23 protein-coding genes are annotated in these 26,705 nt (G+C 68.2%); 12 read left to right on the forward strand and 11 right to left on the reverse strand.

The features are described from left to right. The first annotated feature begins 80 nt into the window (after window positions 1-80). From urtB to AS93_RS0106645, 5 genes are all read left to right on the forward strand, one after another. Window positions 81-1,646 carry an urea ABC transporter permease subunit UrtB gene (urtB, locus tag AS93_RS0106625; RefSeq protein ID WP_027589883.1) on the forward strand — a complete coding sequence of 522 codons (1,566 nt, stop codon included), beginning with the start codon at window positions 81-83 and terminating at the stop codon, window positions 1,644-1,646. A 5-nt stretch (window positions 1,647-1,651) separates the two neighbouring features. Next, window positions 1,652-2,728 (forward strand): urea ABC transporter permease subunit UrtC, encoded by a 1,077-nt coding sequence (gene urtC, locus AS93_RS0106630; protein ID WP_027589884.1) that lies wholly within the window; start codon window positions 1,652-1,654, stop codon window positions 2,726-2,728. Next, window positions 2,725-3,543 carry an urea ABC transporter ATP-binding protein UrtD gene (urtD, locus tag AS93_RS0106635; RefSeq protein WP_027589885.1) on the forward strand — a complete coding sequence of 273 codons (819 nt, stop codon included), beginning with the start codon at window positions 2,725-2,727 and terminating at the stop codon, window positions 3,541-3,543. The genes urtC and urtD overlap by 4 nt, the downstream gene beginning before the upstream one ends. 184 nt (window positions 3,544-3,727) lie before the next feature. After that, on the forward strand, window positions 3,728-4,426 hold the full coding sequence (gene urtE / locus AS93_RS0106640) for an urea ABC transporter ATP-binding subunit UrtE (protein WP_027589886.1): 699 nt from the start codon (window positions 3,728-3,730) through the stop codon (window positions 4,424-4,426). A gap of 106 nt (window positions 4,427-4,532) precedes the next feature. Beyond that, window positions 4,533-5,837 carry an aspartate aminotransferase family protein gene (locus AS93_RS0106645; RefSeq protein ID WP_027589887.1) on the forward strand — a complete coding sequence of 435 codons (1,305 nt, stop codon included), beginning with the start codon at window positions 4,533-4,535 and terminating at the stop codon, window positions 5,835-5,837. 7 nt (window positions 5,838-5,844) lie between these two features. Here the strand turns inward: AS93_RS0106645 and AS93_RS0106650 are convergent, their stop codons facing one another. Together AS93_RS0106650 and AS93_RS0106655 are read right to left on the reverse strand one after the other, a co-directional pair. Continuing rightward, window positions 5,845-6,111: a DksA/TraR family C4-type zinc finger protein gene (locus AS93_RS0106650; protein WP_027589888.1), complete on the reverse strand. Its 267-nt coding sequence runs from the start codon at window positions 6,109-6,111 to the stop codon at window positions 5,845-5,847. A gap of 68 nt (window positions 6,112-6,179) precedes the next feature. Then, a complete protein-coding gene (locus AS93_RS0106655) occupies window positions 6,180-7,043 on the reverse strand; it encodes a DMT family transporter (RefSeq protein ID WP_027589889.1) in 864 nt (287 codons plus the stop codon). A 166-nt stretch (window positions 7,044-7,209) separates the two neighbouring features. On the opposite strand from AS93_RS0106655, the gene AS93_RS0106660 reads away from it, so the two are divergent. From AS93_RS0106660 to AS93_RS18860, 4 genes are all read left to right on the forward strand, one after another. Next, window positions 7,210-7,689, forward strand: a complete 480-nt coding sequence (locus tag AS93_RS0106660) for a GNAT family N-acetyltransferase (RefSeq protein ID WP_027589890.1) — start codon at window positions 7,210-7,212, stop codon at window positions 7,687-7,689. A 175-nt stretch (window positions 7,690-7,864) separates the two neighbouring features. Next, window positions 7,865-8,806 carry a YbhN family protein gene (locus AS93_RS0106665; protein WP_027589891.1) on the forward strand — a complete coding sequence of 314 codons (942 nt, stop codon included), beginning with the start codon at window positions 7,865-7,867 and terminating at the stop codon, window positions 8,804-8,806. A gap of 84 nt (window positions 8,807-8,890) precedes the next feature. Next, window positions 8,891-10,156 carry an Hsp70 family protein gene (locus AS93_RS0106670; protein WP_027589892.1) on the forward strand — a complete coding sequence of 422 codons (1,266 nt, stop codon included), beginning with the start codon at window positions 8,891-8,893 and terminating at the stop codon, window positions 10,154-10,156. A gap of 210 nt (window positions 10,157-10,366) precedes the next feature. Beyond that, the gene (locus tag AS93_RS18860; protein WP_051587365.1) at window positions 10,367-12,919 is read left to right on the forward strand and encodes an EAL domain-containing protein; all 2,553 of its coding nucleotides are present in this window, start codon (window positions 10,367-10,369) and stop codon (window positions 12,917-12,919) included. A 234-nt stretch (window positions 12,920-13,153) separates the two neighbouring features. Here AS93_RS18860 and AS93_RS0106680 read toward each other — a convergent pair whose 3' ends face one another. Further along, window positions 13,154-14,452, reverse strand: coding sequence for an NAD(P)/FAD-dependent oxidoreductase (locus tag AS93_RS0106680; RefSeq protein WP_027589893.1), 1,299 nt, complete (start codon window positions 14,450-14,452; stop codon window positions 13,154-13,156). Window positions 14,453-14,629: 177 nt separating this feature from the next. Continuing rightward, window positions 14,630-15,526: a LysR substrate-binding domain-containing protein gene (locus tag AS93_RS0106685; protein WP_256214712.1), complete on the reverse strand. Its 897-nt coding sequence runs from the start codon at window positions 15,524-15,526 to the stop codon at window positions 14,630-14,632. Window positions 15,527-15,636: 110 nt separating this feature from the next. Between AS93_RS0106685 and AS93_RS0106690 the strand changes: the two genes are divergently transcribed. Further along, the gene (locus tag AS93_RS0106690) at window positions 15,637-16,245 is read left to right on the forward strand and encodes a LysE family transporter (protein WP_027589895.1); all 609 of its coding nucleotides are present in this window, start codon (window positions 15,637-15,639) and stop codon (window positions 16,243-16,245) included. On the opposite strand, the gene AS93_RS0106695 is transcribed toward AS93_RS0106690, so the two are convergent. The 4 genes from AS93_RS0106695 to AS93_RS0106710 form a co-directional block, all read right to left on the reverse strand. Further along, a complete protein-coding gene (locus AS93_RS0106695) occupies window positions 16,229-17,101 on the reverse strand; it encodes a phosphate/phosphite/phosphonate ABC transporter substrate-binding protein (RefSeq protein ID WP_027589896.1) in 873 nt (290 codons plus the stop codon). The two genes, AS93_RS0106690 and AS93_RS0106695, sit on opposite strands and share 17 nt — an antisense overlap. Beyond that, window positions 17,098-19,389 carry an EAL domain-containing protein gene (locus AS93_RS0106700; RefSeq protein WP_234703289.1) on the reverse strand — a complete coding sequence of 764 codons (2,292 nt, stop codon included), beginning with the start codon at window positions 19,387-19,389 and terminating at the stop codon, window positions 17,098-17,100. Before AS93_RS0106700 ends, AS93_RS0106695 begins: the two co-directional genes overlap by 4 nt. Before the next feature lie 162 nt (window positions 19,390-19,551). After that, the gene (locus tag AS93_RS0106705) at window positions 19,552-20,439 is read right to left on the reverse strand and encodes a triacylglycerol lipase (RefSeq protein WP_027589898.1); all 888 of its coding nucleotides are present in this window, start codon (window positions 20,437-20,439) and stop codon (window positions 19,552-19,554) included. A gap of 34 nt (window positions 20,440-20,473) precedes the next feature. After that, window positions 20,474-21,370 (reverse strand): AEC family transporter, encoded by an 897-nt coding sequence (locus AS93_RS0106710; protein WP_027589899.1) that lies wholly within the window; start codon window positions 21,368-21,370, stop codon window positions 20,474-20,476. A 194-nt stretch (window positions 21,371-21,564) separates the two neighbouring features. Here AS93_RS0106710 and AS93_RS0106715 point away from each other — a divergent pair, with 194 nt between their 5' ends. Continuing rightward, complete coding sequence (locus tag AS93_RS0106715; protein WP_027589900.1) at window positions 21,565-22,197, forward strand: TetR family transcriptional regulator; 633 nt, start codon at window positions 21,565-21,567, stop codon at window positions 22,195-22,197. Window positions 22,198-22,458: 261 nt separating this feature from the next. Here AS93_RS0106715 and AS93_RS0106720 read toward each other — a convergent pair whose 3' ends face one another. The 3 genes from AS93_RS0106720 to azu form a co-directional block, all read right to left on the reverse strand. After that, window positions 22,459-23,529, reverse strand: coding sequence for a fatty acid desaturase (locus AS93_RS0106720; RefSeq protein WP_027589901.1), 1,071 nt, complete (start codon window positions 23,527-23,529; stop codon window positions 22,459-22,461). A gap of 33 nt (window positions 23,530-23,562) precedes the next feature. Next, window positions 23,563-24,657: an iron-sulfur cluster-binding domain-containing protein gene (locus tag AS93_RS0106725; protein ID WP_027589902.1), complete on the reverse strand. Its 1,095-nt coding sequence runs from the start codon at window positions 24,655-24,657 to the stop codon at window positions 23,563-23,565. Between the two features lie 533 nt (window positions 24,658-25,190). Further along, complete coding sequence (gene azu, locus AS93_RS0106730; protein ID WP_027589903.1) at window positions 25,191-25,640, reverse strand: azurin; 450 nt, start codon at window positions 25,638-25,640, stop codon at window positions 25,191-25,193. 313 nt (window positions 25,641-25,953) lie between these two features. On the opposite strand from azu, the gene AS93_RS0106735 reads away from it, so the two are divergent. Next, window positions 25,954-26,705, forward strand: a 752-nt coding sequence (locus tag AS93_RS0106735; protein ID WP_027589904.1) for a DUF5924 family protein, incomplete at its 3' end; no start/stop codon positions are given.

Consider the following 26,705-nt stretch of genomic DNA (forward strand, 5'->3'; position numbering starts at 1 on the left):
CCGGCCCACTCGGTGGATCGGTAACCGCGATTCACCCTGCAACGCGTCATCCATTTGCCCATTGATTAAGGGGCTCTACCATGCCCACTGCCTTGTACCGATTACTGCTGTCGCTGGCCTTGCTGCTGCCGCTGGGCGCCCAGGCCAACGACGCATTCGAATTTACCCGCGCCAGTGCCGGCCAACAGGTCCGGTTGCTGGAACACTGGGCGGCTAATCCCGCGCCGGAGCGCCGCGCGTTTCTCGATGCCCTGCAGCAGGGCCGGGTCGGCACCGACGGCGACAAGAACCCGTATATCCAGCAGGCCGGCCAGTGGCAGCCGCTGACCGAGACCAACAGCGACGACAACCCTCGCGTGCTGCGCCTGAACAACCGGCTTCGCGGCCTGCTGAACACCGCGCTGGCCAGCCATGCGCTGAGCGACGAGAACGCCGGCGCGCGCCTGGATGCCGCCCGCACCCTGCAGCGCAACGCGCCGCCGGCCCTGCTGCCGGTGCTCGAACAGCGCTTTGCCCAGGAAGGCGATGATGCGGTGCATGACGCCCTGGCGCTGGCCCTGGCCAACCTGCAGCTGGCCAGCCCGGAGGCCGCCACGCGCCTGAAGGCCGTGCGCCTGCTCGGCGAGACCGGCGAACCGCTGGCCAAGACCCGGCTGCAGGGCCTGCTGGACGGCGACGAGACCGACCCGGCGGTGCGCAAGGCAGCGGAAACCAGCCTGGCGCAGGTGGAGCGCAAGCTGTTCATCGGCGAACTGCTCGGCCAGGCCTTCAGCGGCCTGTCGCTGGGTTCGATCCTGCTGCTCGCCGCCCTGGGCCTGGCGATCACCTTCGGCCTGCTGGGGGTGATCAACATGGCCCACGGCGAAATGCTCATGCTCGGCGCCTACACCACCTACCTGGTGCAGATCGGCTTCCAGCGGCTGGCTCCGGACTATCTGGCGCTCTACCCGCTGGCCGCGCTGCCGGTGGCCTTCCTGGTCACCGCCGCCATTGGCATGGCCCTGGAGCGCACGGTGATCCGCCACCTCTACGGCCGACCGTTGGAAACCCTGCTGGCCACCTGGGGCATCAGCCTGATCCTCATCCAGCTGGTGCGAGTGATCTTCGGCGCGCAGAACGTGGAAGTGGCCAACCCGGCCTGGCTGTCCGGTGGCTGGCAGGTGCTGCCCAACCTGGTGCTGCCCTGGAACCGCATCGTCATCATCGGCTTCGCGCTGTTCGTGGTGGCGCTCACCTGGCTGCTGCTCAACAGGACGCGCCTGGGCCTGAACGTTCGCGCCGTGACCCAGAACCGCAACATGGCGGCCTGCTGCGGCGTGCCCACCGGCCGAGTGGACATGCTGGCCTTCGGCCTCGGTTCGGGCATCGCCGGCCTGGGCGGCGTGGCGCTGAGCCAGATCGGCAACGTCGGACCGGACCTCGGCCAGGGCTACATCATCGACTCGTTCCTGGTGGTGGTGCTCGGCGGCGTCGGTCAGCTGGCGGGCAGCATCTCCGCCGCCTTCGGCCTCGGCGTGCTGAACAAGATCCTCGAGCCGCAGATCGGCGCCGTGCTGGGCAAGATCCTCATCCTCGCGCTGATCATCCTGTTCATTCAGAAACGCCCGCAGGGCCTGTTCGCTCTCAAGGGGAGGGTCATCGATTGAACACCATGAACCAGACGCTGCTGCTGCGCGCCAGCGCCAAGGTCGGCCCGCGCGTCAGCCTGGCCATCGGCCTGACCGTACTGGCCGTGCTGCTGGCCCTGCCGCTGCTGCACCTGCTGCCGGGCGAGCACGCCCTGCATGTGTCCTCCTACACCCTGACGCTGGTCGGCAAGATCCTCTGCTACGCGGTGGTGGCCCTGGCCCTGGACCTGGTGTGGGGCTACGCCGGCCTGCTGTCGCTGGGTCACGGGCTGTTCTTCGCCCTCGGCGGCTACGCGATGGGCATGTACCTGATGCGCCAGAGCGCGGGCGATGGCCTGCCGGCCTTCATGGCGTTCCTGTCGTGGAGCGAACTGCCCTGGTACTGGGTCGGCACCGAGCATTTCCTCTGGGCCCTGTGCCTGGTGGTGGCGTTGCCGGGGCTGCTGGCGTTCGTGTTCGGCTACTTCGCCTTCCGCTCGCGCATCAAGGGCGTGTACTTCTCGATCATGACCCAGGCGCTGACCTTCGCCGGCATGCTGCTGTTCTTCCGTAACGAAACCGGTTTCGGCGGCAACAACGGCTTCACCGACTTCAAGCGCATCCTGGGCTTCGACATCACCGCGCCGGGCACCCGCGCCCTGCTGTTCCTGGCCAGCCTGCTGCTGTTGCTGGGCAGCCTGTACCTGGGCTTCCGCCTGGCGCGCAGCAAGTTCGGCCGGGTGCTGACCGCGGTGCGCGACGCAGAGAACCGCCTGATGTTCTGCGGCTACGACCCACGCGGCTACAAGCTGTTCATCTGGGTGCTCAGCGCCGTGCTGTGCGGGCTGGCCGGGGCGCTGTACGTGCCACAGGTGGGCATCATCAACCCGTCGGAGATGTCGCCCACCAACTCCATCGAGGCCGCCGTGTGGGTGGCCCTCGGCGGGCGCGGCAGCCTGATCGGCCCGCTGCTCGGCGCCGGTCTGGTCAACGGCATGAAGAGCTTCTTCACCGTGGCGCTGCCCGAGTACTGGCTGTTCTTTCTCGGCGCGCTGTTCATTCTGGTAACCCTGTACCTGCCCAAGGGCATCTACGGGCTGATCAAGCGAGGTGAGCAATGAGCACCGGCATCGACGCGGGCCTGGCCCGCGACGCCATCGGCCTGGGCCAGGTGGCCGGCAAGGGGCTGAACACCCGCCACGGCACCATCCTGTCGCTGGAAGACATCTGTGTCAGCTTCGACGGCTTCAAGGCCCTCACCAACCTGACGCTGTACATCGGCGTCGGCGAGCTGCGCTGCATCATCGGCCCCAACGGCGCCGGCAAGACCACGCTGATGGACGTGATCACCGGCAAGACCCGCCCGGACTCGGGCAGCGCCTGGTTCGGCGAAACCCTGGACCTGACGCGCATGAGCGAGGTGCAGATCGCCCAGGCCGGCATCGGCCGCAAGTTCCAGAAGCCCACGGTGTTCGAGGCGCTGTCGGTGTTCGAGAACCTGGAACTGGCGCAGAAGACCGACAAGTCGGTGTGGGCCAGCCTGCGCGCCCGGCTGAGCGGCGAGCAGCGCGAGCGCATCGACGAGGTGCTGGAGACCATCCGCCTCGGCCACGAGCGCCAGCGCCCGGCCGGCCTGCTGTCCCACGGCCAGAAGCAGTTCCTGGAGATCGGCATGCTGCTGGTGCAAAACCCGCAACTGCTGCTGCTCGACGAGCCGGTGGCCGGCATGACCGACGCGGAAACCGAGTTCACCGCCGAACTGTTCAAGTCCCTGGCCCGCAAGCACTCGCTGATGGTGGTCGAGCACGACATGGGCTTCGTCGGCCGCATCGCCGACCAGGTCACCGTGCTGCACCAGGGCCAGGTGCTGGCCGAGGGCTCACTGGAACAGGTGCAGAACGATGAGCGGGTGATCGAGGTGTACCTGGGGCGTTGAACATGCGGTGGATGGCTGCGGCCATCCATCCTACGCCGGCTGCGAACGCAGGGTGGACAACGCTTTCCTTGCCCACCGCCCCGCCGGCACGGCGGGCCGCGAACCCCGCGCGGATACCCGAAACGAACTGCAGGGCGGTCATGCCACCGGCATGGCCGCCGAAGAAAACTCAAAGGACACCGAGATGCTCAACGTCCAATCGCTACACCAGTACTACGGCGGCAGCCATATCCTGCGCGGGCTGTCGTTCGAGTCACCGATCGGCGAGGTCACCTGCCTGCTCGGCCGCAACGGCGTCGGCAAAACCACGCTGCTCAAGTGCCTGATGGGCCTGATCCCTGCCAAGGACGGGCAAGTGCTCTGGGAAGACCAGCCCATCACCGCCCTCAAGCCGCACCAGCGCGTACAGGCCGGCATCGCCTACGTGCCCCAGGGCCGGGAGATCTTTCCGCGCCTGACCGTGGAGGAAAACCTGCTGATGGGCCTGTCGCGTTTCAACGCCCGCGAAGCCAGGGAGGTGCCGGCATTCATCTACGAGCTGTTCCCGGTGCTGCAGGAAATGAAGCATCGCCGTGGCGGCGACCTCTCCGGCGGCCAGCAGCAACAGCTGGCCATCGGCCGCGCCCTGGCCAGCCGCCCGCGTCTGCTGATCCTCGACGAGCCCACCGAAGGCATCCAGCCCTCGGTGATCAAGGAAATCGGCGCGGTAATCAATAAGCTCGCCGCACGCGGCGACATGGCCATTCTGCTGGTCGAGCAGTTCTACGACTTCGCTGCCGAGCTGGCCGACCAGTACCTGGTGATGAGCCGGGGCGAGATCGTCCAGCGCGGACGCGGAGAAGACATGGAGCGTGAAGGGGTGCGCGGGCTGGTGGCGATCTGAGGATCGCAGCACCCTGGTAGAGGGCGGTGCCGCAGGAGGAATGACAGGCACAAACGGCATTGTGAACCTATCTTCAACGGCGCCCGATCCCCCACAAGAGGTTCCCATGCCGCAGCCCATCAGCAACGCGTACGTCCGCGACCTGGATCGCCGCTACGTCTTCCACTCCTGGTCCACCCAGGGCAACCTTGATCCGCTGGTGATCGCCGGCGGCCAGGGCTGTCGGCTGTGGGACCACGACGGCCGCGAGTATCTGGATTTCAGCAGCCAGCTGGTCTTCACCAACCTGGGCCACCAGCATCCGAAGGTGGTCGCCGCCATTCAGGCGCAGGCCGCCAGCCTGGCGACCGTCGCCCCGGCCACCGCCAACCTGATGCGCGGCGAGGCAGCGAAACGCATCATCGCTCGCGCGCCGGATGGCTTCGCCAAGGTGTTCTTCACCAACGCCGGGGCGGATGCCAACGAGAACGCCATGCGCATGGCGCGCCTGTTCACCGGGCGGCCGAAGATCCTCTCCGCCTACCGTTCCTACCACGGGAACACCGGCGCGGCCATCGTCGCCACCGGCGAAGGGCGGCGCCTGTCCAACGAATACGCCACCGGCCATGTGCATTTCTTCGGACCGTATCTCTATCGCAGCGAATTCCACGCCGGCAGCGAGCAGGAGGAATGCGAGCGCGCCCTGCGCCACCTGCGCCGGGTGATCGAAAGCGAAGGCCCGTCGAGCATCGCCGCCATCCTGCTGGAAACCGTGCCCGGCAGCGTCGGCATCCTGGTGCCGCCGGCGGGCTACCTGCAGGGCGTGCGCGCGCTGGCCGACGAATTCGGCCTGTTGCTGATCCTCGACGAGGTGATGGCCGGCTTCGGCCGCTGCGGCAGCTGGCTGGCGCTGGAGCGTTTCGATGTGGTGCCGGACCTGATCACCTTCGCCAAGGGGGTGAACTCCGGTTACGTGCCGGCCGGCGGGGTGATGATCTCGGCGCGCCTGTGCGATTTCTTCGAGACCCGCTACTTCCCCGGCGGCCTGACCTACTCCGGCCACCCCCTGGCCATGGCCGCCATCGTCGCCACGCTGGATGCCATGCACGAAGAAGGGGTAGTGGAGAATGCCCGACAGGTCGGCGAGGAAGTGCTCGGGCCGGGCCTCAAGGCGCTGGCCGACAGGCACGCGGTGATCGGCGAGGCGCGCGGCATCGGCCTGTTCTGGGCGCTGGAGCTGGTCGAGGATCGCCAGCGCAGGACTCCGCTGCCAGCAGCGCAGATGGCACGCATCAAGGCCAGGCTGCTGGAGCGTGGGCTGATTCCGTTCATCGTGGATAACCGCATCCATGTGCTGCCGCCGTGCATCGTCAGCGCCGAGGAGGTGCGCCAGGCGCTGGCGATCTACGACGACGTGCTCGGTAGCCTCTAGTTGCGGCTCAGCGCAGCTGGCTGTCCTTGCTGCCGCGCCGGTTGTAGCCACTGAAGGCGGCGCCGGCCTTGTCGCGCTCGGTCTGGCAGGCCACGCACAAGCGCACGCCGGGCAACGCCGCGCGACGCGCCTCGGGAATGGGCGCGTCGCACTCTTCGCAATGGCCCAGGCTTTCGCCCGTGGGCAGTTCGCTGCGGGCGCGCGCGATGGCGTCGTCGATGCTGCTGTCGATCTGTTCCTGTACCGCGCCGTCGCTGGTCCAGCCACCGGCCATGTCGCACCTCCTTCCGGGGATTTCACCGGGTAAAGGTATGCACCCGGCGCCGGCCGCCTGCAAGGGGCTCAGTGCCGAGCGGCAAGACGTTGCAGCAACACCGACAGGCCGCCGCTGGCGATCAGCACGGCCATGCCCAGCAGGCCGAGGGCGTCCGGCATGTGGTCGAACAGCACCGCCCCCAGCAGGGTGGCAAAGAAGATCTGGCCATAGGTGAACGGCGCCAGTGTCGCCGCGCTGCCGAAGGCATAGGCACGGGTCAGTACCAGGTGCCCCGACATGCCGAGCACGCCCATGCCCACCATCATCAGCAGGTGCTTCCACTCCGGAAGCTCCCAGACGAAGGGCACCGCCAGGCTGAACAGCAGCGTGGCGATCAGGCCGCTCAGGTAGTTGGTGGTGACCGGGTGGTCGGTGCCGTTCAGGCGCCGGGTCAGCAGCATGTAGACGCTCAGGCACAGCGAGGCGGCCAGCGGCCAGAGGATGGCCGGGGTGAACAGCTCGCCGCCCGGCCGTACGATGATCAGCACCCCCGCGAAGCCGAGCAGCACCGACGCCCACTGCCCCAGGCTGACGCGCTCCTTGAGCAGCAGCACCGACAACAGCGTGACGAACAACGGCGAGAGGAACATCACCGCGGTGGCCTCGCCCAGTGGGATGTAGCGCAGGCCCACCAGCAGGAACACGCTGATGCCCACCTGGCTGAGCGCCCGCACGAGCTGCAGCAGCGGTCGTTGCGTGCGCAGCAGGTTGCGGCCCATGCGCGGGGCGAAGCCGATGGTCATCACCACCAGCTGGGTCAGGTTACGCGCCCAGACGATCAGGAAGACCGAATAGAGCAGCGCCAACTGCTTGGACAGGGCGTCATGGCTGGCCAGCAGGAAGCCGGACAGCAGGATCAGGGCAATACCGATCAGAGGGTTGGACGTCATCGGGAGGCACGGCGGAAGTTAGTTAGCTTGCTAAGTATATACCGCTCCCATTGTCGCACCATGCGACAAACGACTGCCGGCGGCGATAGAATGCCGCCCCCGAAAGTAGCCGTCGGTCCAGCCGACCTATCCGCCGAGTTCCTTTTCGATGTTTTCCATCCGCTTGATGCACGACCAGGACATCCCAACCATCCTGGATATCCAGACCGAGGCCTATGCCAGCGATCTGCTGGAATCCGAAGCGATCATCCGTGCCCGCCGCGCCAGCGCGCCCCGGCATGCCTGGGTGGCCGAGGATGACCAGGGCGTGTGTGCCTATCTGTTCGCCTATCACTCGCGTGTCGGCAAGGTGACCCCGCTGGATGGCGAGTTTCGCACCCCTGCCCAGCCCGATTGCCTCTACCTGCACGACCTGGCGGTGGCCCGCCGGGCGGCCGGGCGGCGTATCGGCCCGGCATTGGTGCGCGAGGCCCTCGGCCAGGCGCGCCAGCAGCAGCTGCGCTTTTCCGCGCTGGTCTCCGTGCAGGATTCCCACGCCTTCTGGAACCGCATGGGCTACGCCGAACACCAGCCCGACCCGGAACATGCCGCGCACCTGCACAGCTACCAGGTGCCCGCCACCTACATGGTGCGCCCGCTGCAATGATCGATTCCCCTGCGAAACACATGGTTACGTCCCCATCGTCGTCAGCGGTTGAGCCGCGCCGCCGCCTTCGGGATACTGCGCGCCGCCTCTTTTTCTTCGAAAGAGACCGCCTCGTTGCCTACCCTCATCTGACAGCCTGACTGTCCGTACACCAACACGCCGTGGAGCCGAGCCAATGAAGAGGAGCGATGTCGTCTGGAGCCTCGTCGGCATTGGCGCTGTCATCTTTTCCTGCTTTCTGCTCTACCACGAGATCCGTGACATTTCGCTGGACGACCTGGCTGAAAGCCTGCGGGCCATCTCCCACCATCAGTGGCTGCTGGCGGCGCTGGCCACCACCGGCGCCTATGCGGCGCTGGCCGGCTACGATCGCATCGCCCTGAAGCACCTGGGCAAGAAAATCTCGCTCTGGTTCATCACCCTCTGTTCGTTCACCACCTACGCCCTGGCCCACAACATCGGCGCCTCGGTGTTCTCCGGCGCGCTGGTGCGCTACCGCGCCTACCGCACCAAAGGGCTGACGCCGCAGGAAATCGGCCTGCTGATCGTGTTCTGCTCGTTCACCTTCAGCCTCGGCGCCATCTTCGCCGGCGGCGTGGTGCTGATCATCCAGCCCGAGCTGATCCACCGCCTGGCGGACGTCTCGCCGCTGGTCTCGGTGCTGATCGGCAGCGGCATGCTGGCCTTCGTGGCGCTGTACGTGCTGGGCTCCTGGCTGCAGTTCAAGCCCCGCGAGTTCGGCAAGCTGAAAATCGAATACCCGCGCCTGGCGGTGGTACGCGACCAGTTGATCGCCGGCCCGCTGGAACTGCTGTGCGCCGCAGCGATCATCTACTTCGCGCTGCCCGCCGAAACCAACCCCGGCTACCTGGTGGTACTGGGCGTGTTCCTCGCCTCCTTCTCCCTGGCGCTGCTGTCCCACGCGCCCGGCGGCCTGGGCGTGCTGGAAATGACCTTCATCGCCGCCCTGCCGGAGATCGCCACCACCGACCTGCTGGCCGCGCTGATCGTGTTCCGCGGCTTCTACCTGCTGCTGCCCTTCGCGCTGTCGCTACTGGTGGTGCTGGGCTTCGAGTACAAGCAGTGGGTCGCCCGGCGCGAGCAGCCGCACGAGTAAGCGCACCTGCGGGTGAATGGCCCTTCGCCTGAGCCTGCCGCTGACCTAAACTGCGCGGCCCATTTTTCTGAGCCGCTTCGCCCCATGTCCCTCGCTGTTCCCGCCCGCGCCTGCGGCATCGATTTCGGCACCTCCAACTCCACCGTCGGCTGGTTGCGCCCCGACCAGCCGACGCTGATCCCCCTGGAAGACGGCCGGATCACCCTGCCCTCCGTGGTGTTCTTCAACCAGGAGGAACGCCGCCCGGCCTTCGGGCGCCAGGCGCTGGGCGAATACCTGGACGGCTACGAAGGCCGCCTGATGCGTTCGCTGAAGAGCCTGCTGGGCTCCTCGCTGCTCAAGAGCGACACCACGGTGCTGGGCAGCGCGGTGCCGTTCAAGCAGATCCTCGGCCTGTTCCTCGGCGAGCTGAAGAAGCGCGCCGAAGCTGCCGCCGGACGTCCCTTCGAGCAGGTGGTGCTGGGGCGCCCGGTGTTCTTCGTCGACGACGACCCGGATGCCGACCGCGAGGCCGCCGAAACCCTGCGGGCGGTGGCCGCCGGGCTGGGCTTCACGGACATTTCCTTCCAGTACGAGCCGATTGCCGCCGCCTTCGACTACGAAGCCACCCTGGCGCGCGAGGAGCTGGTGCTGATCGTCGACATCGGCGGCGGCACCTCGGACTTCTCCCTGGTGCGCCTGTCGCCCGCCCGCCGACAGGTTGCCGAGCGCCAGGACGACATCCTGGCCACCGGCGGCGTGCATATCGGCGGCACCGACTTCGACAAGCAGCTGTCGCTGGCCGGGGTGATGCCGCTGTTCGGCTACGGCAGCCGCATGAAGAGCGACGCGCCGATGCCCACCAGCACGCACCTGAACCTGGCCACCTGGCACACCATCAATGCGGTATACGCGCAAAAGCACCGGCTGGCGCTGAAGAACATGCGCTACGACATCGTCGACCCCACCGGCATCGACCGGCTGTTCCGCCTGATCGAACAGCGCGCCGGACACTGGCTGGCGATGCAGGTGGAAGACAGCAAGATCGAGCTGACCCACGCCGCCGAGCGGCGCATCGACCTCACGCGCATCGAGGCCGGCCTGGTCGCCGAGCTGCCGCGCGAGCTGTTCGAGTCGGCCATCGCCGGGCAGCTGGAGCGCATCGGCGCCAGCATCGCCGAGCTGCTGGCGCGCGCCGGCATCGCCGGCGAACAGGTGGACACCCTGTACTTCACCGGCGGCTCCAGCGCGGTGCCGGCGCTGCGCCAGAGCGTCGCCCGCCTGCTGCCCCAGGCGCGCACCGTGGAAGGCGACCATTTCGGCGGCATCGGCAGCGGCCTGGCCATCGAAGCCTTCAAGCGCTACGGCTAGGGAATCCGCAGGCTTCCGGCTGGGCGCGGGGTGCGGTTCTTTGACCTAGGTCGGCTTGACGAAGCCTGACCGCGCAGTCAAATTGCCACCACCCTAGTCCAGCCTCACGCTCGCCTGGTGTTCTGTACGGCTACCGTCGCGTCTGCGTGACCCGAGCGGGCGGCGGCCCTGGACCGTACAGAGCGTCATCCAGGGGAAAGGAACCCGCGCTTGGCCGTTTTACTGCAGTCCATCCATCCCCAGCACCATCGCTCCCTGCGTCTGACCCTGCTGCTGCTCAGCCTGGCGCTGTGCGGCCTGCTGGTGCTGCCGTTCGTGGCGTACCGCGAGACGGCCGGCGAGCATTTCCTGACCGGGCACCTGCTGCTGGAAACCCTGTCCATCGTCATCGCCGGGCTGATCTTCGCCATCGGCTGGAACACCTACCGGCAGCATCGGCAGAGCAACATCCTGGTGGTGTCCTGCGCCTTTCTCGGGGTGGCCATCGCCGACTTCTCGCACATGCTCTCGTTCCAGGGCATGCCCGACTACTTCACCCCCAGCAGCCCCGAGAAGGCCATCCACTTCTGGCTGCTGGCCCGCTACCTGGCGGCCCTGGCCCTGCTGCTGGTCGCCCTGCTGCCCTGGCGACCGCTCAGCGAGGCCGCCCACGACCAGCGCACCCTGCTCAACCATCGCTCGCTGAGCCTGGTGGTGATCCTGCTGGTGGTCGGGGTCGCGCACTGGGTGTTTCTGGTCCATCCCGAATGGCTGCCGCGTACCTTCATCGCCGGCCAGGGGCTGACCACCTTCAAGCTTGCCGCCGAGATGGGCGTCATCCTGATCTGCCTGGCGGCCCTGGTGCTGCTGGGCCGGCGCCTGCGCAGGCGGGCCCACTTCAACGTGCCACTGCTGATGGGCGCCCTGGGGCTGACGGTGTTCAGCGAGCTGCTGTTCACCAGCTATTTCCGAGTGACCGACCTGTACAACCTGGCAGGCCACGCCTACAAGGTGCTGGCCTACCTGATGCTCTACTGGTCGATGTTCGTGGAAACCGTGGCGGCGCCCTACCGGGCGCTGAGCGCCAGCCGGCGCGAGATGCAGGCCATGGTCGAGGCGATTCCCGACCTGCTGCTGGAGCTGGACGACGAGGGCCGCCTGCTGCGCCTGTACAACCCGCGCGCAGCCAGGCCCAACGGCCTGCCGGCCAATGCCACCGGGCGCCGCCTCGAGGAACTGCTGCCCGCCGACGCGGCGCAGGTCTGCCAGCAGGCGTTGGACGAGGCCCGTAGCCAGGGCGCCAGCACCGGCCGGCAGCTGCACCTGGAACAGGCCGGGCAGACGCGCAGTTTCGAGCTGTCCGTGTCGCCGCTGCGCCAGCAGCGGGAAACCCGCTACGTGGTGCTGGCCCGCGACATCACCGAGCGGCTGCGCGACCAGCGGCGCATCGAGCGCCTGGCCCATTACGACGTCCTCACCGAGCTGCCCAACCGTACCCTGTTCGCCACCCGCGTCGACCTGGCACTGGAGATCTGCGCGCGTCAGCAGCGACCGCTGGCGGTGCTGTTCCTCGATCTGGATCGTTTCAAGGCAATCAACGACAGTCTCGGCCACCGGGTGGGCGACGCCTTGCTGCGCGCCGTGGCCCGGCGTCTGACCTCGCTGCTGCGCAGCGAGGACACCCTGGCCCGCCAGGGGGGCGACGAGTTCATCTGCGCGCTGCCCGGCAGCGGCGCCGACGAGGCCGCGCGGGTGGCGCAGCGCATCTGCGAGGCGCTGCGCCAGCCCTTCGAGGTGCTCAACCACACCCTGCACCTCAGCGTTTCAGTGGGCATCGCCGTGTTCCCGACCGACGGAGAGGATCGCGAAACCCTGGTGCGCAATGCCGACACCGCCATGTACCGGGCCAAGCAGGACAACAACGGCGGCCATGCCTTCTTCACCGCCGACATGCAGACGCGCCTGAGCCGCGCCCGCACGCTGGAGCAGGCGCTGCGCGGCGCACTGCAACGCGGCGAACTGAGCCTGCACTACCAGCCGCTGCTGGACATCCGCGGGCGCCGGCTGGTGGGCGCCGAAGCACTGCTGCGCTGGCAACACCCGCAGCTGGGCGCGGTCAGTCCGGCCGAATTCATTCCGGCGGCGGAAAGCAGCGGACAGATCCTGGCCATCGGCGACTGGGTGCTGGCCAGCGCGATTGCCCAGTTGCGACGCTGGCTGGACCAGGGTTACGGGCCGGAGCTGCGGATGGCGGTCAACCTGTCCATGGCGCAGTTCCGCACCCCGGGGCTGTGCGAGCGGATCGCTGGGCTGCTCGCCCAGCACCGCCTCGCGCCGGACAGCCTTGAGCTGGAGCTGACCGAAAGCCTGACCATGCACGATCCGGACAGCGTGGTGCGCGAGGTACAGCGCCTCAGCGCGCTGGGCGTGCGCCTGGCGCTGGACGACTTCGGCACCGGCTATTCCTCGCTCGCCTACCTCAAGCAACTGGACGTACACACCCTCAAGGTGGACCGCAGCTTCGTCCGTGATCTGCACGAGGCCAGCGCGCAGCGCATCGTCCAGGCCGTGCTGGGCATCGCCCGCGGCCTGAACCTGCACACCATTGCCGAAGGCGTGGAAACCGCCGAACAGCTGGCCGCCCTGGAGGAAATGGGCTGCGACCAGGCGCAGGGCTTCCTGTTCTCGCCGGCGCTGCCGGTGGAACAGTTTGAACGGCGCTGCCGGGAACAGGGCTGGCTGGGCCAGTCGTATATCCCGTCGGATTACAGCTACGACATCTGACGCGCCCCGAAACGGCGCGCCTGACGGCGCGCACGGTGGATCGATGAAGCGCGATCCACCCTACGAGCCACGTTTTTTTGTAGGAGGGGCTTCAGCCGCGACCGGATCACCTCAAGCGCGTCGCGGCTAAAGACCGTAGGGTGGACAACGTTTTCCTTGTCCACCAACGCGCCGGCACGGCGCGCCTGGCGCAGGGTGGATCGATGAAGCGCGATCCACCCTGCAACGGCAGCCTCAGTGCAGCTTCAAGCGCGGCTCGGTGCTGCGGCCGATGCGGTCGCCGAGCATCATCAGCCCGGTGCGCACCACGCCGTAGAGCGCCATCTGGTGCATGCGATACAGCGAGATGTAGAACATCCGCGCCAGCCAGCCTTCCAACTGCACACTGCCCATCAGGTTGCCCATCAGGTTGCCGACCGCGCTGAAGCGCGACAGCGAGACCAGCGAGCCGTAGTCGCGGTAGCGGAACGTCGGCAGCGGCTGGCCGGCCAGGCGCAGCTTCAGCGAACGGGCCAGCAGGCTGGCCTGCTGGTGGGCGGCCTGGGCGCGCGGCGGCACGTTGCGCTCGCTGCCGTCGTCCAGCGGGCAGGCCGCGCAGTCGCCAAGCGCGAAGATGTTGTCGTCCAGGGTGGTCTGCAGGGTCGGACGTACCAGCAACTGGTTGATGCGGTTGCTCTCCAGGCCGTCCAGGCCCTTGAGGAACTCCGGCGCCTTCACCCCGGCAGCCCATACCTTCAGGCTCGCCGGAATCACCTCGCCGGTGGCCAGGGTCATGCCGTCGGCGTCCGCCTGCTTCACCGGCGCGCTGGTCAGCACGGTCACGCCGAGCTTTTCCAGGGTCTTGTGCACCGGCACGCTGATGCGCTCGGGCAACGCCGGCAATACCCGCGGGCCGGCCTCGATCAGGGTGATCTTCATGTTCTGCGGCTGGATGCCCTTCAGCCCATAGGCGGCCAGGCCCAGTGCGGCGTTGTGCAGCTCGGCGGCCAGCTCGACGCCGGTGGCGCCGGCGCCGACGATGGCCACGCTGACATTGCCGTCGTCCTGGCCGCGCGCGTGGGCACTGAGGTAGTGGCTGAGCAGCTGGCGGTGGAAACGCTTGGCCTGGGCGGTGGTGTCGAGCAGGATGCAGTGCTCGGCCACGCCCGGGGTGCCGAAGTCGTTGGTGCGGCTGCCGATGGCGATCACCAGGGTGTCGTAGTCCAGGCTGCGCGCCGGCACCAGCTCGTGACCGGCCTCGTCCAGGGTGGCGGCCAGACCGATGCGCTTGGCGGCGCGGTCCAGGCTTTCCAGGCGGCCGATCTGGAACTCGAAGTGGTTCCACTTGGCCTGGGCCACGTAGTTGAGCTCGTTCTCGGCCGCGTTCAGCGAGCCGGCGGCCACTTCGTGCAGCAGGGGCTTCCACAGGTGGGTCAGGTTGGCGTCAACCAGGGTGATGCGGGCCTTGCCCCGCTTGCCCAGGGTGCGACCTAGACGGGTGGCGAGCTCAAGCCCGCCGGCGCCGCCGCCGACGATAACGATTCGATGAGTCATGGGAAACGATAGAACCTGAAAGGGGCGCAATTAGGGAGTCGTGCCAGCGGGCTAACCGCCGCTGCACGTGCGGTGGCGCCCCCGCCAGGCCGAATGAAAAAGCGCCCGGAAGTGTACAGGATGTTGACCGTTTCGGCGGCATAGGCCGGGGCGCGGCCGCAAAAAATTGCGGGAGGTCTAGCCGCCAGGCAACGGCGGCGCCCGCGTCACCAGGAAATCGCCCAGGCGTCGGGCCATCTCGCGCTTCGCACCCAAGGCGGGCCACACCAGGTAGTAACTGTCGCCGCTGCGCAGCGGCGACGGCACGGGCAGGGCCAGCGTGCCGCGGCGCAGATCCTCGGCCACCAGCGCCAGGTCGGCGACGGACACCCCGTATCCCTGGACGGCGGCGCCGATGCCCATTTCCAGGGTGTCGAAGCGCTTGCCTTCCCGCCAGGGCACCTGTTCGCTCCAGCCCTGGTGCTCCAGCCAGCGCTGCCAGTCGCGGCAATCCCGCGAGGGATGGATCAGCGGCTGGCGGGCCAGCCGCGCGGCGTCCCATTCACCCTCGCCCAACAGGGCCGGCGCACAGACCGGCACCAGCCACTCGTCGAACAAGCGCACCGCCTGCCAGTCCGCCGGAAAGTCGCCGCGTCCGAGCAGCACCGCACAGTCGAAGGGCTCGCTGCGGAAGTCCACCTGGTCCACATCCATCCACACACTGGTCAGTTGCACCCGGTGGCGTCCGTCGGCGGCATGGAAGGCTTCCAGCGCCGGCAACAGCCAGCGCAGGGTCAGGGTGGACGGCGCCTTCAGGCGCAACTGGTCACGCTGGCCGGCGATCGCCGCACAGGCGTTTTCCAGGGTGGCGAAGCCGCGCGCCAGTTCCCGGGCGAACTGCTCGCCGGCCTCAGTGAGCGCCAGACGCGGACCGTGCCGCGCGAACAGCGCGCAACCCAGGTGTTCCTCCAGCCCCTTCACGTGCCGGCTGACGGCGCTCTGGGTGATGCACAGGACGCGCGCAGCGGAGGTGAACGAGCCGTGGCGGGCCGCCACCTCGAAGGCGCGCAAGGCATACAGCGGGGGCAGACGCATGCAGGCTCCAAGCATGAGTAAAAGTCAGGCTTGATAGCACGTTTTTGCGTTTTTCCGCCAACCGCACAAGGCCCAGGCTATGAAGGGCCGCTACCCCGAATTCGAGAACCATGATGAATACGTATGCTGCGTTCGCCGCCAGCGCCCTGCTGCTGATTGCCTCGCCCGGCCCGGTCGTGGCCCTGGTGCTGGCGGACGGACGGCGCGGCTGGCCGCTGGGCACCCTCGCCGGCGGCATGCTGTCGGCACTGTTGCTGATGGGACTCGCCCTGCTGGCGCTGGACCGCGCACTGGCGCTCAGCCCGCAGCTGATCGATCTCGGCCAGTTGCTCGGCGGCCTCTATCTGGCCGCCCTGGGCATCACCACCCTGCGCAGCCCGCCCGCCGCCCAGCGCGCCCAGCCGGCCCCGGCCCGGCGTTTCTGGCGCGCGCTGGGCGTGGGGCTGTCCAACCCCAAGGACATCCTGTTCTTCCTCGCCTTCCTGCCGGCGTTCATACGTCCCGAGCAGGCTTTTGCCGGCCAGGCCGTGGCGCTGGCACTGATCTGGGCGGCCCTCGATTTCAGCGTGCTGCTGGCCTACAGCCTGGCCGCACGGCGACTGGGGCGCAGTGCGCGGCTGGCGGCGCTGCTGGGCGTGCTGCCCGCCTGGGTGCTGCTCGGCCTGGGCCTGCTGTCGTTCGCCGGCGCGGCGCTCAAACTGCTCAACGGCGCGGGTTGATAAGCGTCTGCTCCAGTGCCTGGTAGGCGGCCTGCGCTACCGGCGCCAACCCGCTGGCCTGTTGCGCGTGCAGGAAGGCCGCGAGCTGCGGCGAGTCGCCCAGTAGAAGCGCGCGGATACGCTGACGCAGCTCGCCGCACAGCCCGCTGCTGAACACCAGCGGATCATTGGGGATCGGCTGCGAGCGCCACAGCACGCGCAGGCTGCGCGTACTGATCAGGCCGCGCCGCAGGTAATCGTCGGCGCGCGGACTGGAGACGAAGGCGGCCTCCACCTTGCCGTCCAGTAGCGCGTCCAGGGCCTTCTCGTGGGAGCCGGTATACAGCTGCCCGGCGAAGAAGCGCTGCAGCGGCCGGCCTACGGCGGTGGGGAACTCGAGGTTGGGGATCACGCTGCCCGAGGTGCTGGCCGGGTCGCTCAACGCCACCCGGGCGCCGCGCAGGTCGGCCAGCGTCTGGACATCCCGGTCGGCGCGCACCACCAGCAGGGCGTGGTAGTACGCACCGGCAGGGGTGAAATGGCCCTGCGCCAGGGTCGGGGTTGCGAACGCCTCGATGTGCGGATCGCGCTGGCGGGCCAGCAGGTAGGCCGCCGGCCCCAGCATGGCCAGGTCCACGCCGCCGGACACCACCGCGTCGATGGCGCCGGCATAGGAGCCAGCGGGCACCATCTGCACCGGGATACCCAGGCCCTCGCCGAGCAGACGGATCAGCGGCTGGAAGTCGCGCTGCTGGATCTCCAGGCGCTTTTCGGGGATGGAGGACAGGCGCAGGCTGCTGGTGCACTGGCTGTGCGACCAGGCGGGAAGCGCCGGCAGCAGCGCCAGCAGGCAGGCAAGGAGGCGGATCGTTTTCATGCGGTTGTGGTGGTGAAGGAATCGTGGAAATCGCGCACCTGCTCGGCGGCCAGCGGGCGACTGAAGTGATAGCCCTGGGCGATGTCGCAGCCGCCCAGTTTCAGGTAGATCAGCTGGTCGCGGGTCTCCACGCCTTCGGCGACCACCCGCAGCGACAGGCGCTTGGCCAGGGTGATGGTCGAGGCGACGATCAGGCTGTCGTCGTGGGCATTGGACAGCTGGGCGATCAGGCTGCGGTCGATCTTCAGCTTGCTGATCGGCAGCGAATGCAGGTGCGCGAAGCCGGCGTAGCCCTTGCCGAAGTCATCCAGGCTGATGCCCAGGCCGGCCTCGCGCAGCGCCTCGAGGTTGGCGAGGGCGACATCCTCGCGGTCGAGCACCGCCGTCTCGGTGACTTCCAGTTCCAGGCAGCGCGGCTCGATGCCGGCCTCGGCGAGGATGCCCAGCACCCGTTCGCTGAAGTCCGCCTGGAACAGCTGCAGGGCCGAGACGTTCACCGCGACGCTGGTCTCCAGGCCCTCGGCGCGCCACGCGGCCAGCTGCCGGCAGGCCAGGCGCAGCACTTCCATGCCCAGCGGCACGATAAAGCCGCTGCGCTCGGCCACGCCGATGAAGCGGTCCGGATAGACCAGGCCGAATTCCGGATGCTGCCAGCGCACCAGAGCCTCATAGCCGCACACCTGCAGGCTGTCGATGCTGATCTGCGGCTGGTAGTGCAGTACGAACTGGTGCTGGCGCAGCGCCTCGCCGAAGCGCTGTTCGAACTGGAACTCCTGGATGTTGACGCGGTTGAGCGACGGATCGAAGAAGCGGTACTGGCCACGCCCGGCGCGCTTGGCCGAGTACATGGCGCCGTCGGCGTAGCGGATCAGGGTGTCGATCTCCTGGGCATCGCGCGGGGCGATGGCGATGCCGATGCTCGGGCTGGTGTGCAGCTCGGTGCCATCCAGCTGGTAGCGCGCCGACAGGTGCTCGGCCAGGCGCGCGGCCCAGGCGTCGATCTGCTGCTCGCTGCGGTTGCCGGCCAGCAGCACCACGAACTCGTCGCCGCCGAAGCGCGCCGCCTCGTCGCCCGGCTCCAGCAGGGTCTGGATGCGCCCGGCCACCGCCTGCAGCAGCAGGTCGCCGATGCGGTGGCCGAGGCTGTCGTTGATGGATTTGAAGCGGTCCAGGTCGATGAACAGCACCGCCGCCAGGCAGCGCCGAGCGCGCTGCTCGGCCAGGCTGCGGGCGGCAACCTCGATGAACTGCCGGCGGTTGTACAGGCCACTGAGGTGGTCGGTGGAGGCGGCCTGGCGGCTGCGCGCGTGCTCGGTTTCCAGGCGACTGATCAGCTGGCGGTTTTCCTGCTCGGACTGGCGCAAGGCGAGCAGCGCGTCCTGCTGGCGGCGCAGCATGTGGATCACCGAGAGGAAGCCGAGCACCACCACGCCGCTCATGATCAGGTTGAACAACAGGTGGCCGGATTCGCGGTCGTCGATGGCCGCCGTGATGTCCCGGTACTGCTGGCTGATCACCAGCGTCACGCCCAGCTCCGGCAGGTGGCGGAACAGGCTCTGGTAGGCCAGCCCGTCGGCCACCGAGGTGTAGCGCCCGGCGCGCAGCTCCGGGCTCGGCGTGTAGCTGGCGGTGAGCGGCGTGCCGCCGTGGATGACGCCCGCGCCGTTGGCGCGCAGCCGCTCGCGGCCGCCGGCGTCGAGCAGTTGCACGAAGCCGGTGGGGCCGAAGTCGATGTGCTGGTAGAGCCGCGCCAGGTAGCCGATGTCCAGGTCGATGCGCACCACCCGGGCGATGGACTGGCGCGCCTCGTCCGGCAACGGCACCAGCAACGGCAGCCGCCAGGACGGCGACAGCCTCTCGGCCACGCCGTCGCGGGTGGCCAGATAGGGGACATAACCGAAGCGCTGGCAATGGGCGTTCAGTGCACTGAGGGCCTCGGCGGGCAGCGCCTCGGACAGCGGCGCATGGCTGGAGAACAGCGCACGGCCCTCGGCGTCGTAGAGACCCAGGCGATTGAAGATCGGGTCGCTGGCCAGCATGCGGACCATCTTCCAGGCGCCGTCCGGCTCGTCCAGCGCACTGACCAACTGCCCGACCACCGCCTGGGCGCGGTCGGTGATCTGCCGGAAGTTCTCCGCCAGGATGGTGGCCAGGTTGAGGTGTTCGGACGCGTTGGTCGCCAGCACGTCGTCGCGGGCGCGGTCGTACTGGTGGTGATGCAGTGTCCAGATGAAGCCGAGGATCAGCGTGCCCAGCACCAGCGTGGCCCAGGGCATCAGCCCCGGCATGACGGATGTTTTACGGCGCATTCTTCAGAGGGAGGCACGACAGGGATTTTGTGAATTCTGTCACGCGAAACATGACAATCCCGTGACCGCCCACCGGCTTCGGCGGCGTGCCAGAGCGGTTGGTTGCCCGGCCGCCCAGGCCGGCGGCCGCACCGCAGAGACCTAAAGCCCCGCCTGCGCCAGGCGCCGGGCGTGTTCCAGGTACAGCGCCACCGGGTCGACGCCGGGAGCGACGGCACCGGCCTGCTGGTTGACGATGTCCAGGTGATCGAGCGGGTAGTCGGAGCGGATCACCTGGCCCAGGTGGCTGCTGAAGCGCCCGACCATGCCATCGTTCTGCCCGGCCTCGCGCTGGAAGTGCCGCGCCAGGCGCCGACACAACAGATGGCTGGGGTCCAGGCGATTGGCGCCCTGGTCGGTGTCCGGGCCGAGGATGCCGCTCCAGGAGTAGTAGCGCACGCCGTTCACCTCATGCGCGCCTTCCCCGCCCCATTGCGCCGGCAGGCCCTGGGGATAACGGGCATTGAAGGCGGCCACCCCCTCGGTGGACAGTTCCTCCAGGGCCTGCAGGGCGTCGCCGGGCAGCAGCAGGCCGGCGGCCTCGCGATCCAGCCCGGCCATCAGCCGCGCCAGCCCTTCGGTGAAACGCGCCAGCAGGCGCCGGCCGCGCCCGTTCTCGGGGAAGCGCCGCTTGAGCGCGTCGGCCAGCTCCGAGCCGTGATTGGGACCGGCCACCGAGGTGACCGAAGCCACCCATTGCGGACGCCTGGCGGCGGCGTAACGGGCGGTCAGCGCGCCCTGGCTGTGGCCGAGCAGGTTGATCTTGTCCGCCCCGGTGGCGCGGCGGATCTCGGCCAGGCGCTCGAGCAGCTGATCGCCGCGCGGCTCATTGCCATGCACGGCGGAGATGCGCGCGAGGTGCACATCCACGCCCGCGCGGCGCAGCGCGCTGTCGATGCCATACCAGTAGGGATAACCCAGCAGGTGGCCGAAGCCGAGCAGGCCGTGCACCAGCACCAGGGGATAACGCGGCGTGTCGGGGGTGTTCATGCGGGCCTCCATTGCCGTTGCAGGCCCGCCAGTATCACACGTGCAGGACGCTCAGCCACAGCGGCAGGCCGACGGCGGCGAGCAGCGTGGAGAGGAACACGGTGGCGCTGACGGTGCGGCTGTCCTCGGGCTTGCGCACGAAGCCCAGCACATTCACCCCGCTCGGGCAGGCGGCGAGCACCACCAGCACGGCGCGCGCGGCATCCGGCAGCCCCAGGGCGCCGGCGAGCAGGTAGACCAGCGCCGGGAAGGCCACCAGCTTGACCAGGGTCAGCGCCCAGGATGCTCCATCCGGCATCAGCCGGAAGCGCGACAGGCTCAGGCCCAGCACCAGCAGGGCGCAGGGCAGCGCCGCGCCGGCCAGCCAATCGGCCAGTCGCCAGAGCGGCGCCGGCAGCGGCAGGCCGGAGACATTCAGCAGGGCGCCGAGCAGCAGGCCGACGATCAGCGGATTGGCCAGGTTGCCCAGCAGGCTGCTCAGGCGCACCTTCTCGCCGGTACCGAACGCCGCGTACAGGCTTTGCACGCTGAACAGCAGCAGGCTGTGGAACACCAGGATGGCGAACACGTAGACCATGCTCGGCGCGCCGAGCACCGAGGCCACCAGGGGAATGCCGATCAGCACGTTGTTGGAATAGGCGGCGGCCAGGCCCAGCGGCGTGGCCCGGCCGAGTCGTCGGTGGGCCAGCAGACTGACCAGCGCAAACAGCCCCAGCGCCGGCAGGAAATAGGCCAGCAGCAGGTGCGGCGACAGGCCTTCGGCCAGGTTCGCGCGGGCAATGCCGGTGAACAGCACCAGCGGCATGAACAGCTTGAAGGTCAACGTCGACAGGCCGCTGGCCGCGTCCGACGTAAGCCATTGCCGGCGCCCGATCCAGTAACCGAGCAGAATCAACAGGAAGATCGGCAAAATTGCCTGCACCGCCGCCATCGCACCTCTCCGAAATGCCGGGCCTCTGACGCCCCCGCAGAATGGCGCCGGCCCATGCAAGGGGTACGCCAGCGTCCGTGCCGCCATCCCGGCGGACGACCGGCGGAAGTCTCATTCCCGCCCCCAAAGCGGCCACGCGAGGCGGGGCATTTGCTAGAGTGCACCCCCTGCGCCCACCGGAAGAACGCCCGCCCATGACCCGCGCCGAACAGAAACTGCAGACCCGCCAGGCCCTGATGGACGCCGCCCGCCTGTTGATGGAGAGCGGTCGCGGCTTCGGCAGCCTGAGCCTGCGCGAAGTGGCGCGCCACGCCGGCATCGTGCCGACCGGCTTCTACCGGCATTTCAGCGACATGGATGCCCTGGGGCTGGCGCTGGTCGCCGAGGTGGGCGAGACCTTTCGCGCCACGCTGCGCGAGGTGCGCCAGAACGAGTTCGAACACCAGGGGCTGATCGAGGCGAGCACGCGCATCTTCCTCGATGCGGTGAGCGCCAATCGCGGCCAGTTCCTGTTCCTGGCCCGCGAGCAGTACGGCGGCTCGCAGCTGGTGCGCCAGGCCATCGCCGCGTTGCGCCAGCGCATCACCGACGACCTGGCCGCCGACCTCAAGCTGATGAACCGCATGCCGCACCTGGACGGGGACGCCATCGACGTGGTCGCCGACCTGGTGGTGAAGACGGTGTTCGCCACCCTGCCGGAACTCATCGACCCGCCGGCCGACACCCTGCCCCCGCACCTGCAGCCGGAAGCCAAGATCACCCAGCAGCTGCGCTTCATCATGATCGGCGGCCGCCACTGGCGCGGACTGGGGCGCAAGGCGGAGTAGGCGCTGCGACCGGGTAGAGCGGCGTAGGGTGGACAACGCCTTCCTTGTCCACCATCGCGCCGGGCACGGCGCGCCTCGTGGCGCGCACGGTGGCTCGGTGAAGCGCGAGCCACCCTACGTTCACAGCGCCTCGTGCGGTTGCGACAGGCGTAGCGTGGACAACGTTTTCGTTGTCCACCACCGCGCCGGAACGGCGCGCCTCGCGGCGCGTCGGTGGCCCGGTGAAGCGCGGGCCACCCTACATCTAAGTGCGGCTCACGCTTACACCGCCTGTGGCTTGCGGTACACCCAGATGCGCCGGAACACCGTGGCGATCTGCCGGCTCATGCGCCCGGTGTTGTATTCCTGGCCGTAGCGCGCGGCGATCTGGCGGACTTCGCGGGCCATTTCCGCATAGCGCCGCGCCGGGATGTCCGGATACAGGTGGTGCTCGATCTGATGACTGAGGTTGCCGGTGAGGATGTGGAACAGCGGGCCGCCCTCCAGGTTGCTGGAACCGCGCAGCTGGCGCAGGTACCAGTGACCCCGACTCTCGTTCTCCAGCACCTCGGCCGGGAACACCGCGGCCTTCTCGGTGAAATGCCCGCAGAAGATCACCGCGAAGGTCCACAGGTTGCGCAGCAGGTTGGCCACGAGATTGCCAGTCAGCACCGCCAGGGCGTTGGCGCCGATCAGCAGGGCCAGCAGCGGGAAGAACAGGTAGTCCTTGGCCCACTGGCGGACGATCTTGCCGTTCATCTGGCGCAGCAGCGGGCGCACTTCATCCTTGCTGATGCGGCCCTTGAAGTACTTGTCCAGCTTCACGTGCTGCACCGCCACGGCGTACTGGAACAGCAGCGCCTGCAGGGTGGCCCATAGCACCTGGCGGCGGTAGAAGGGTTTCCAGCGCTGCTCGGGGAACAGGCGCAGCAGGCCGTAGCCGATGTCGTCGTCCCTGCCGATCACGTTGGTATAGGTGTGGTGCAGGTGATTGTGGGTATGCCGCCAGAAGTCGGCCGGGCCGACGATGTCCCACTCGTAGCGCTGGCCGTTAAGCTCCGGATCGTTCATCCAGTCGTACTGGCCGTGCATCACGTTGTGGCCCAGCTCCATGTTCTCCAGGATCTTGCCCAGGCCCAGCAGCAGGGTGCCGAGCAGCCAGGTCGGCGGGAACCAGCCGAACATCAGCAGCACGCGGCCGACCGTGCAGCACAGGCGCACGGCGGCGCGGACACGGCGGATGTAGCGGGCGTCGGCCGCGCCCAGGTCGGCCAGGGTACGCTCGCGCAGGGCGTCGAGCTCGGCGCCGAACGCATCCAGTTCGGCGGGGGTCAGTTCACGGTCGGTACGCATCGGTGTCTCGAATCAGGGAATGGGAGCGGTCGGTCAGAGGTCGATGCGCACATCGCTCAGCGGGGCGCTGACGCAGATGCGGATCGGCTGGCCGGGCTCGCTGGTTTCGCGGCCGCTGCGCAGGTCGCGCACGCGGCCCTCCAGCAGCTGGCAGGTGCATTCGGTACAGATGCCCTGTCGACAGCCATGCTTGGGCTTGAGGCCACGGGCCTCGGCCTGTTCCAGCAGGGAGCGCTGGTCGTCACCCTCGGCGCGCAGACCGGAGCGGGCGAATTCCAGGCGCACGGCCTGCCCCGCCCCGGCGACCTGGGCGGGTGGCGGGCTGAAGGCTTCCCATTGCGCCGTGCCGGCACGCGGCTCGGCACTCCACAGGCTCAACGCCCCTTGCACGAAGCCGTGCGGACCGCAGGCCAGCAGCGAATGGGCCGGCAGATCGCGCAGGTGCTCGGCGCCCAGGCGGCCATGCAGTTCGCCCTCCCCGGCCGGCTCTCCGGTGATCAGCCATTGCACGCGCAGATTAGGGTGGCGCGCCATCAGTGCCTGCAGCTCGGGCACGAAGGCGCGCTGTTCGCGCCGGCGCACCGAATGCAGCAGCCAGACCGGCTGTTTGCAGCCCTTGGCCAGCGCTTCGCGCAGCAGGCCATACAGGGCGGTGATACCGCTGCCGGCGGCCAGCAGCAGCACGCCGGAATCGGCGTCCCGGGGCCACTCCAGCTCACCGCTTGGCGCGCCCAGTTCCAGCACATCGCCGGGCAGGAGGGTATCGATCAGCTTATCGGCGAAACGCCCGCCAGGCTGGCGCTTGATGGCCAGCTCCAGCACGCGCCCACGCACGACGGTCAGGCTGTAGCAGCGCGCCAGGCGCACGCCATCGCGCTCGCCATACACCAGCACCGCCTGACCGGGTCGCGCGCCCGGCCAGTTGCGGTTCGCCTTCAGGCGCAACGCCAGCATGTCGGCGGCGACCCAGCGCAGGGAATGCACGCGCGCGAAGGTACGGTTGAGTCGCCAGTCGGCGCGTAGCGCACCAAGCCAGGCGTCCACGCCGGCTTCGCGCAGCCAGCCGTGCGCCACCAGCAGGCGCAACGGCTGGAGCCAGCCGGCAGGGGAGAAAACGAAAGAGGGCATGCAGGATCCATTTGAGTGAACAAGCGTGCACAAACTGCCAGAGGGCAGGCCTTGAGTCAACACTTGTTCACTGGAAGCACCTCGGTCAACCAAAGGCCGCCCGGCGCCAACCCCTGGCAAACCTGATTGAGATCAAAGTAATGGCACCGTTCATGCACAATGATCGCCGTGCCATGGAATTGGCACCGCAACCGGCCCGTCGACCCCATCCGCCCGACGGGCTGGTTGCTCTTGCGCAAAAAACCGACAACCTCGGCCAAGCCACGGGAGCCGCTGCCCACCTCCGGTTTTCCGCCCGCTACCCACAGACTTATCCACAGCTTCTGGGGAAAAAGATCAGGCTTTCCTCGCGCCACTCAAGTGTGCTAAGCGCTTGTTAAGTGGACATTTTCTGCGCTGCACAAAAAGCGGACAAAGTGCTGGAGGCCCCGAATGGCGTGACTTCCCGCACGTTTCCCGCCACTTATGCACAGGAAGGCCCACAGGTTTTCTGGACAACTTCCTGCCGCCTACCCAGCCCGAACGCAGCGCAATCAATCCACAAGCGTGACGGTACCCTTCATGACGGCCGCGTGCCCTGGGAAGGTGCAGAAGAACATGTACTGTCCATCCGCCTGCAGTTGCGCCACGTCAAAGGTGACGGACGTGCTTTCGCCGCCGCCGATCATCTTGGTATGCGCCAGGATGCGGGAGTCATCTGCCTTCAGGTAGTCGTTATCCAGGCCGGCCGCGGCGCCCTCGTTGACCACCGGCGTCATGTCCGCCTGCCGGGTGAGCACCCAGTTGTGGCCCATGACGTTCTTCGGCAACTGGCCAACGTGCTTCAGGTTGACGGTAAACTGCTGGCAACTCTTGGCGATTTCGATCGCGTTGGTGCTGTAGGTCATCTGGTCGGTGGAGTCGATGTCCACGCTGCATTCGGCGGCCCACAGGGGCGCGGCGGGCAAGGACAGCAAAGCAACCAGGGCGAGTCGACGGATCATGAGGGTTCTCCGGTCAGCGAGTGGTTGAGCCGGTAGACGCATGGACTCGGGCGGGGTTCCGTCGCCACGACGAGGCTATCGTTGCCATGCAAAGCTTCAACGAGCCGCGGCGACCGGGGCGGCCTAGCATGGCAGCCGTTACCGAACGGAGGACGTTCCCATGGGTCTTGAAGAACTGCTGCGCAACCTGCTGGCCAGCTATGCCTCGGCGGCGTGCGGCAACGCCCTGTAGCTTGTCCGCAACCTTTTAACCCCGGCGGGGGTCTTATCGGCACGGCGGCCATCCGGTCGTCAGTTTCGCTTCGTGTGCCGCATGCCCCGCTGGATCGACTCCCTGCACCCGCTGATCGAGCGGGTGACCACCTTTCTCAAACGCTATCCCGGGCTGGTCGCGCTGTTCGGCTTCGTGTCCGGACTGGCCAGCTTTCTGCTGGTCGATCGCCAGGCCGGGCTGGCCAAGGTGATCGCCGTGGTGATGCTGGTCAGCTGGCTGTGGCTGGCACTGGGTCACACCCTGTACCGCTGGCTGGAGCGGCGCTTCGGCCTGCGCCTGCCGCCGCCGCTGCTGCACTACGCGACGCAGATGATCCACCAGGAGAGTCTGTTCTTTATCCTGCCGTTCTTCTTCATCACCACCAGCTGGAATACCGGCCAGGCCGCGTTTACCGGTGTGCTGGGCCTGGCCGCGCTGGTCTCGATCGTCGACCCGATCTACTACCGGGGCCTGGCGACGCGCCGCTGGCTGTACCTGGCGTTCCACAGCCTGACGCTGTTCGCCGTGCTGCTCACCGCGCTGCCGATCATCCTGCAATTGGACACCGCGCAGAGCTACCGCTGGGCGCTGGGCATCGCCCTGCTGCTGGCCCTGCCCAGCCTCGCGGCACTCACCGGAACGGGCTGGCGCCGCTGGCTGCTGGCCCCCCTGTTGCTGGTGGCGCTGGCCGGTGCCGGCTGGCTGGCACGGCTGTGGGTGCCGCCGGCGACCCTGTGGCTGAACCAGGTCGCCATCGCCCACGAGGTGCGCGAGCGGGCACCTACCGAACGGTTGCGGCGGGGGGGCGGGGG

Origin of the sequence: Pseudomonas sp. RL (genome assembly GCF_000647775.1) — a bacterium.
Taxonomy (GTDB): Bacteria; Pseudomonadota; Gammaproteobacteria; order Pseudomonadales; family Pseudomonadaceae; genus Serpens; species Serpens flexibilis.

Coding starts and splice junctions, on each gene's coding strand:
- AS93_RS0106695 (WP_027589896.1), bottom strand. CDS start 17,101: ATGAAAACGATCCGCCTCCTTGCCTGCCTGCTGGCGCTGCTGCCGGCG.
- AS93_RS0106650 (WP_027589888.1), bottom strand. CDS start 6,111: ATGGCCGGTGGCTGGACCAGCGACGGCGCGGTACAGGAACAGATCGAC.
- AS93_RS0106670 (WP_027589892.1), top strand. CDS start 8,891: ATGTCCCTCGCTGTTCCCGCCCGCGCCTGCGGCATCGATTTCGGCACC.
- AS93_RS0106700 (WP_234703289.1), bottom strand. CDS start 19,389: ATGCCGGGGCTGATGCCCTGGGCCACGCTGGTGCTGGGCACGCTGATC.
- AS93_RS0106705 (WP_027589898.1), bottom strand. CDS start 20,439: ATGAACACCCCCGACACGCCGCGTTATCCCCTGGTGCTGGTGCACGGC.
- urtE (WP_027589886.1), top strand. CDS start 3,728: ATGCTCAACGTCCAATCGCTACACCAGTACTACGGCGGCAGCCATATC.
- AS93_RS0106645 (WP_027589887.1), top strand. CDS start 4,533: ATGCCGCAGCCCATCAGCAACGCGTACGTCCGCGACCTGGATCGCCGC.
- AS93_RS0106685 (WP_256214712.1), bottom strand. CDS start 15,526: ATGCGTCTGCCCCCGCTGTATGCCTTGCGCGCCTTCGAGGTGGCGGCC.
- AS93_RS0106655 (WP_027589889.1), bottom strand. CDS start 7,043: ATGACGTCCAACCCTCTGATCGGTATTGCCCTGATCCTGCTGTCCGGC.
- AS93_RS0106725 (WP_027589902.1), bottom strand. CDS start 24,657: ATGCCCTCTTTCGTTTTCTCCCCTGCCGGCTGGCTCCAGCCGTTGCGC.
- AS93_RS0106710 (WP_027589899.1), bottom strand. CDS start 21,370: ATGGCGGCGGTGCAGGCAATTTTGCCGATCTTCCTGTTGATTCTGCTC.
- AS93_RS0106665 (WP_027589891.1), top strand. CDS start 7,865: ATGAAGAGGAGCGATGTCGTCTGGAGCCTCGTCGGCATTGGCGCTGTC.
- urtC (WP_027589884.1), top strand. CDS start 1,652: ATGAACCAGACGCTGCTGCTGCGCGCCAGCGCCAAGGTCGGCCCGCGC.
- AS93_RS0106720 (WP_027589901.1), bottom strand. CDS start 23,529: ATGCGTACCGACCGTGAACTGACCCCCGCCGAACTGGATGCGTTCGGC.
- AS93_RS0106715 (WP_027589900.1), top strand. CDS start 21,565: ATGACCCGCGCCGAACAGAAACTGCAGACCCGCCAGGCCCTGATGGAC.
- azu (WP_027589903.1), bottom strand. CDS start 25,640: ATGATCCGTCGACTCGCCCTGGTTGCTTTGCTGTCCTTGCCCGCCGCG.
- AS93_RS0106680 (WP_027589893.1), bottom strand. CDS start 14,452: ATGACTCATCGAATCGTTATCGTCGGCGGCGGCGCCGGCGGGCTTGAG.
- AS93_RS0106660 (WP_027589890.1), top strand. CDS start 7,210: ATGCACGACCAGGACATCCCAACCATCCTGGATATCCAGACCGAGGCC.
- AS93_RS0106690 (WP_027589895.1), top strand. CDS start 15,637: ATGATGAATACGTATGCTGCGTTCGCCGCCAGCGCCCTGCTGCTGATT.
- urtD (WP_027589885.1), top strand. CDS start 2,725: ATGAGCACCGGCATCGACGCGGGCCTGGCCCGCGACGCCATCGGCCTG.
- urtB (WP_027589883.1), top strand. CDS start 81: ATGCCCACTGCCTTGTACCGATTACTGCTGTCGCTGGCCTTGCTGCTG.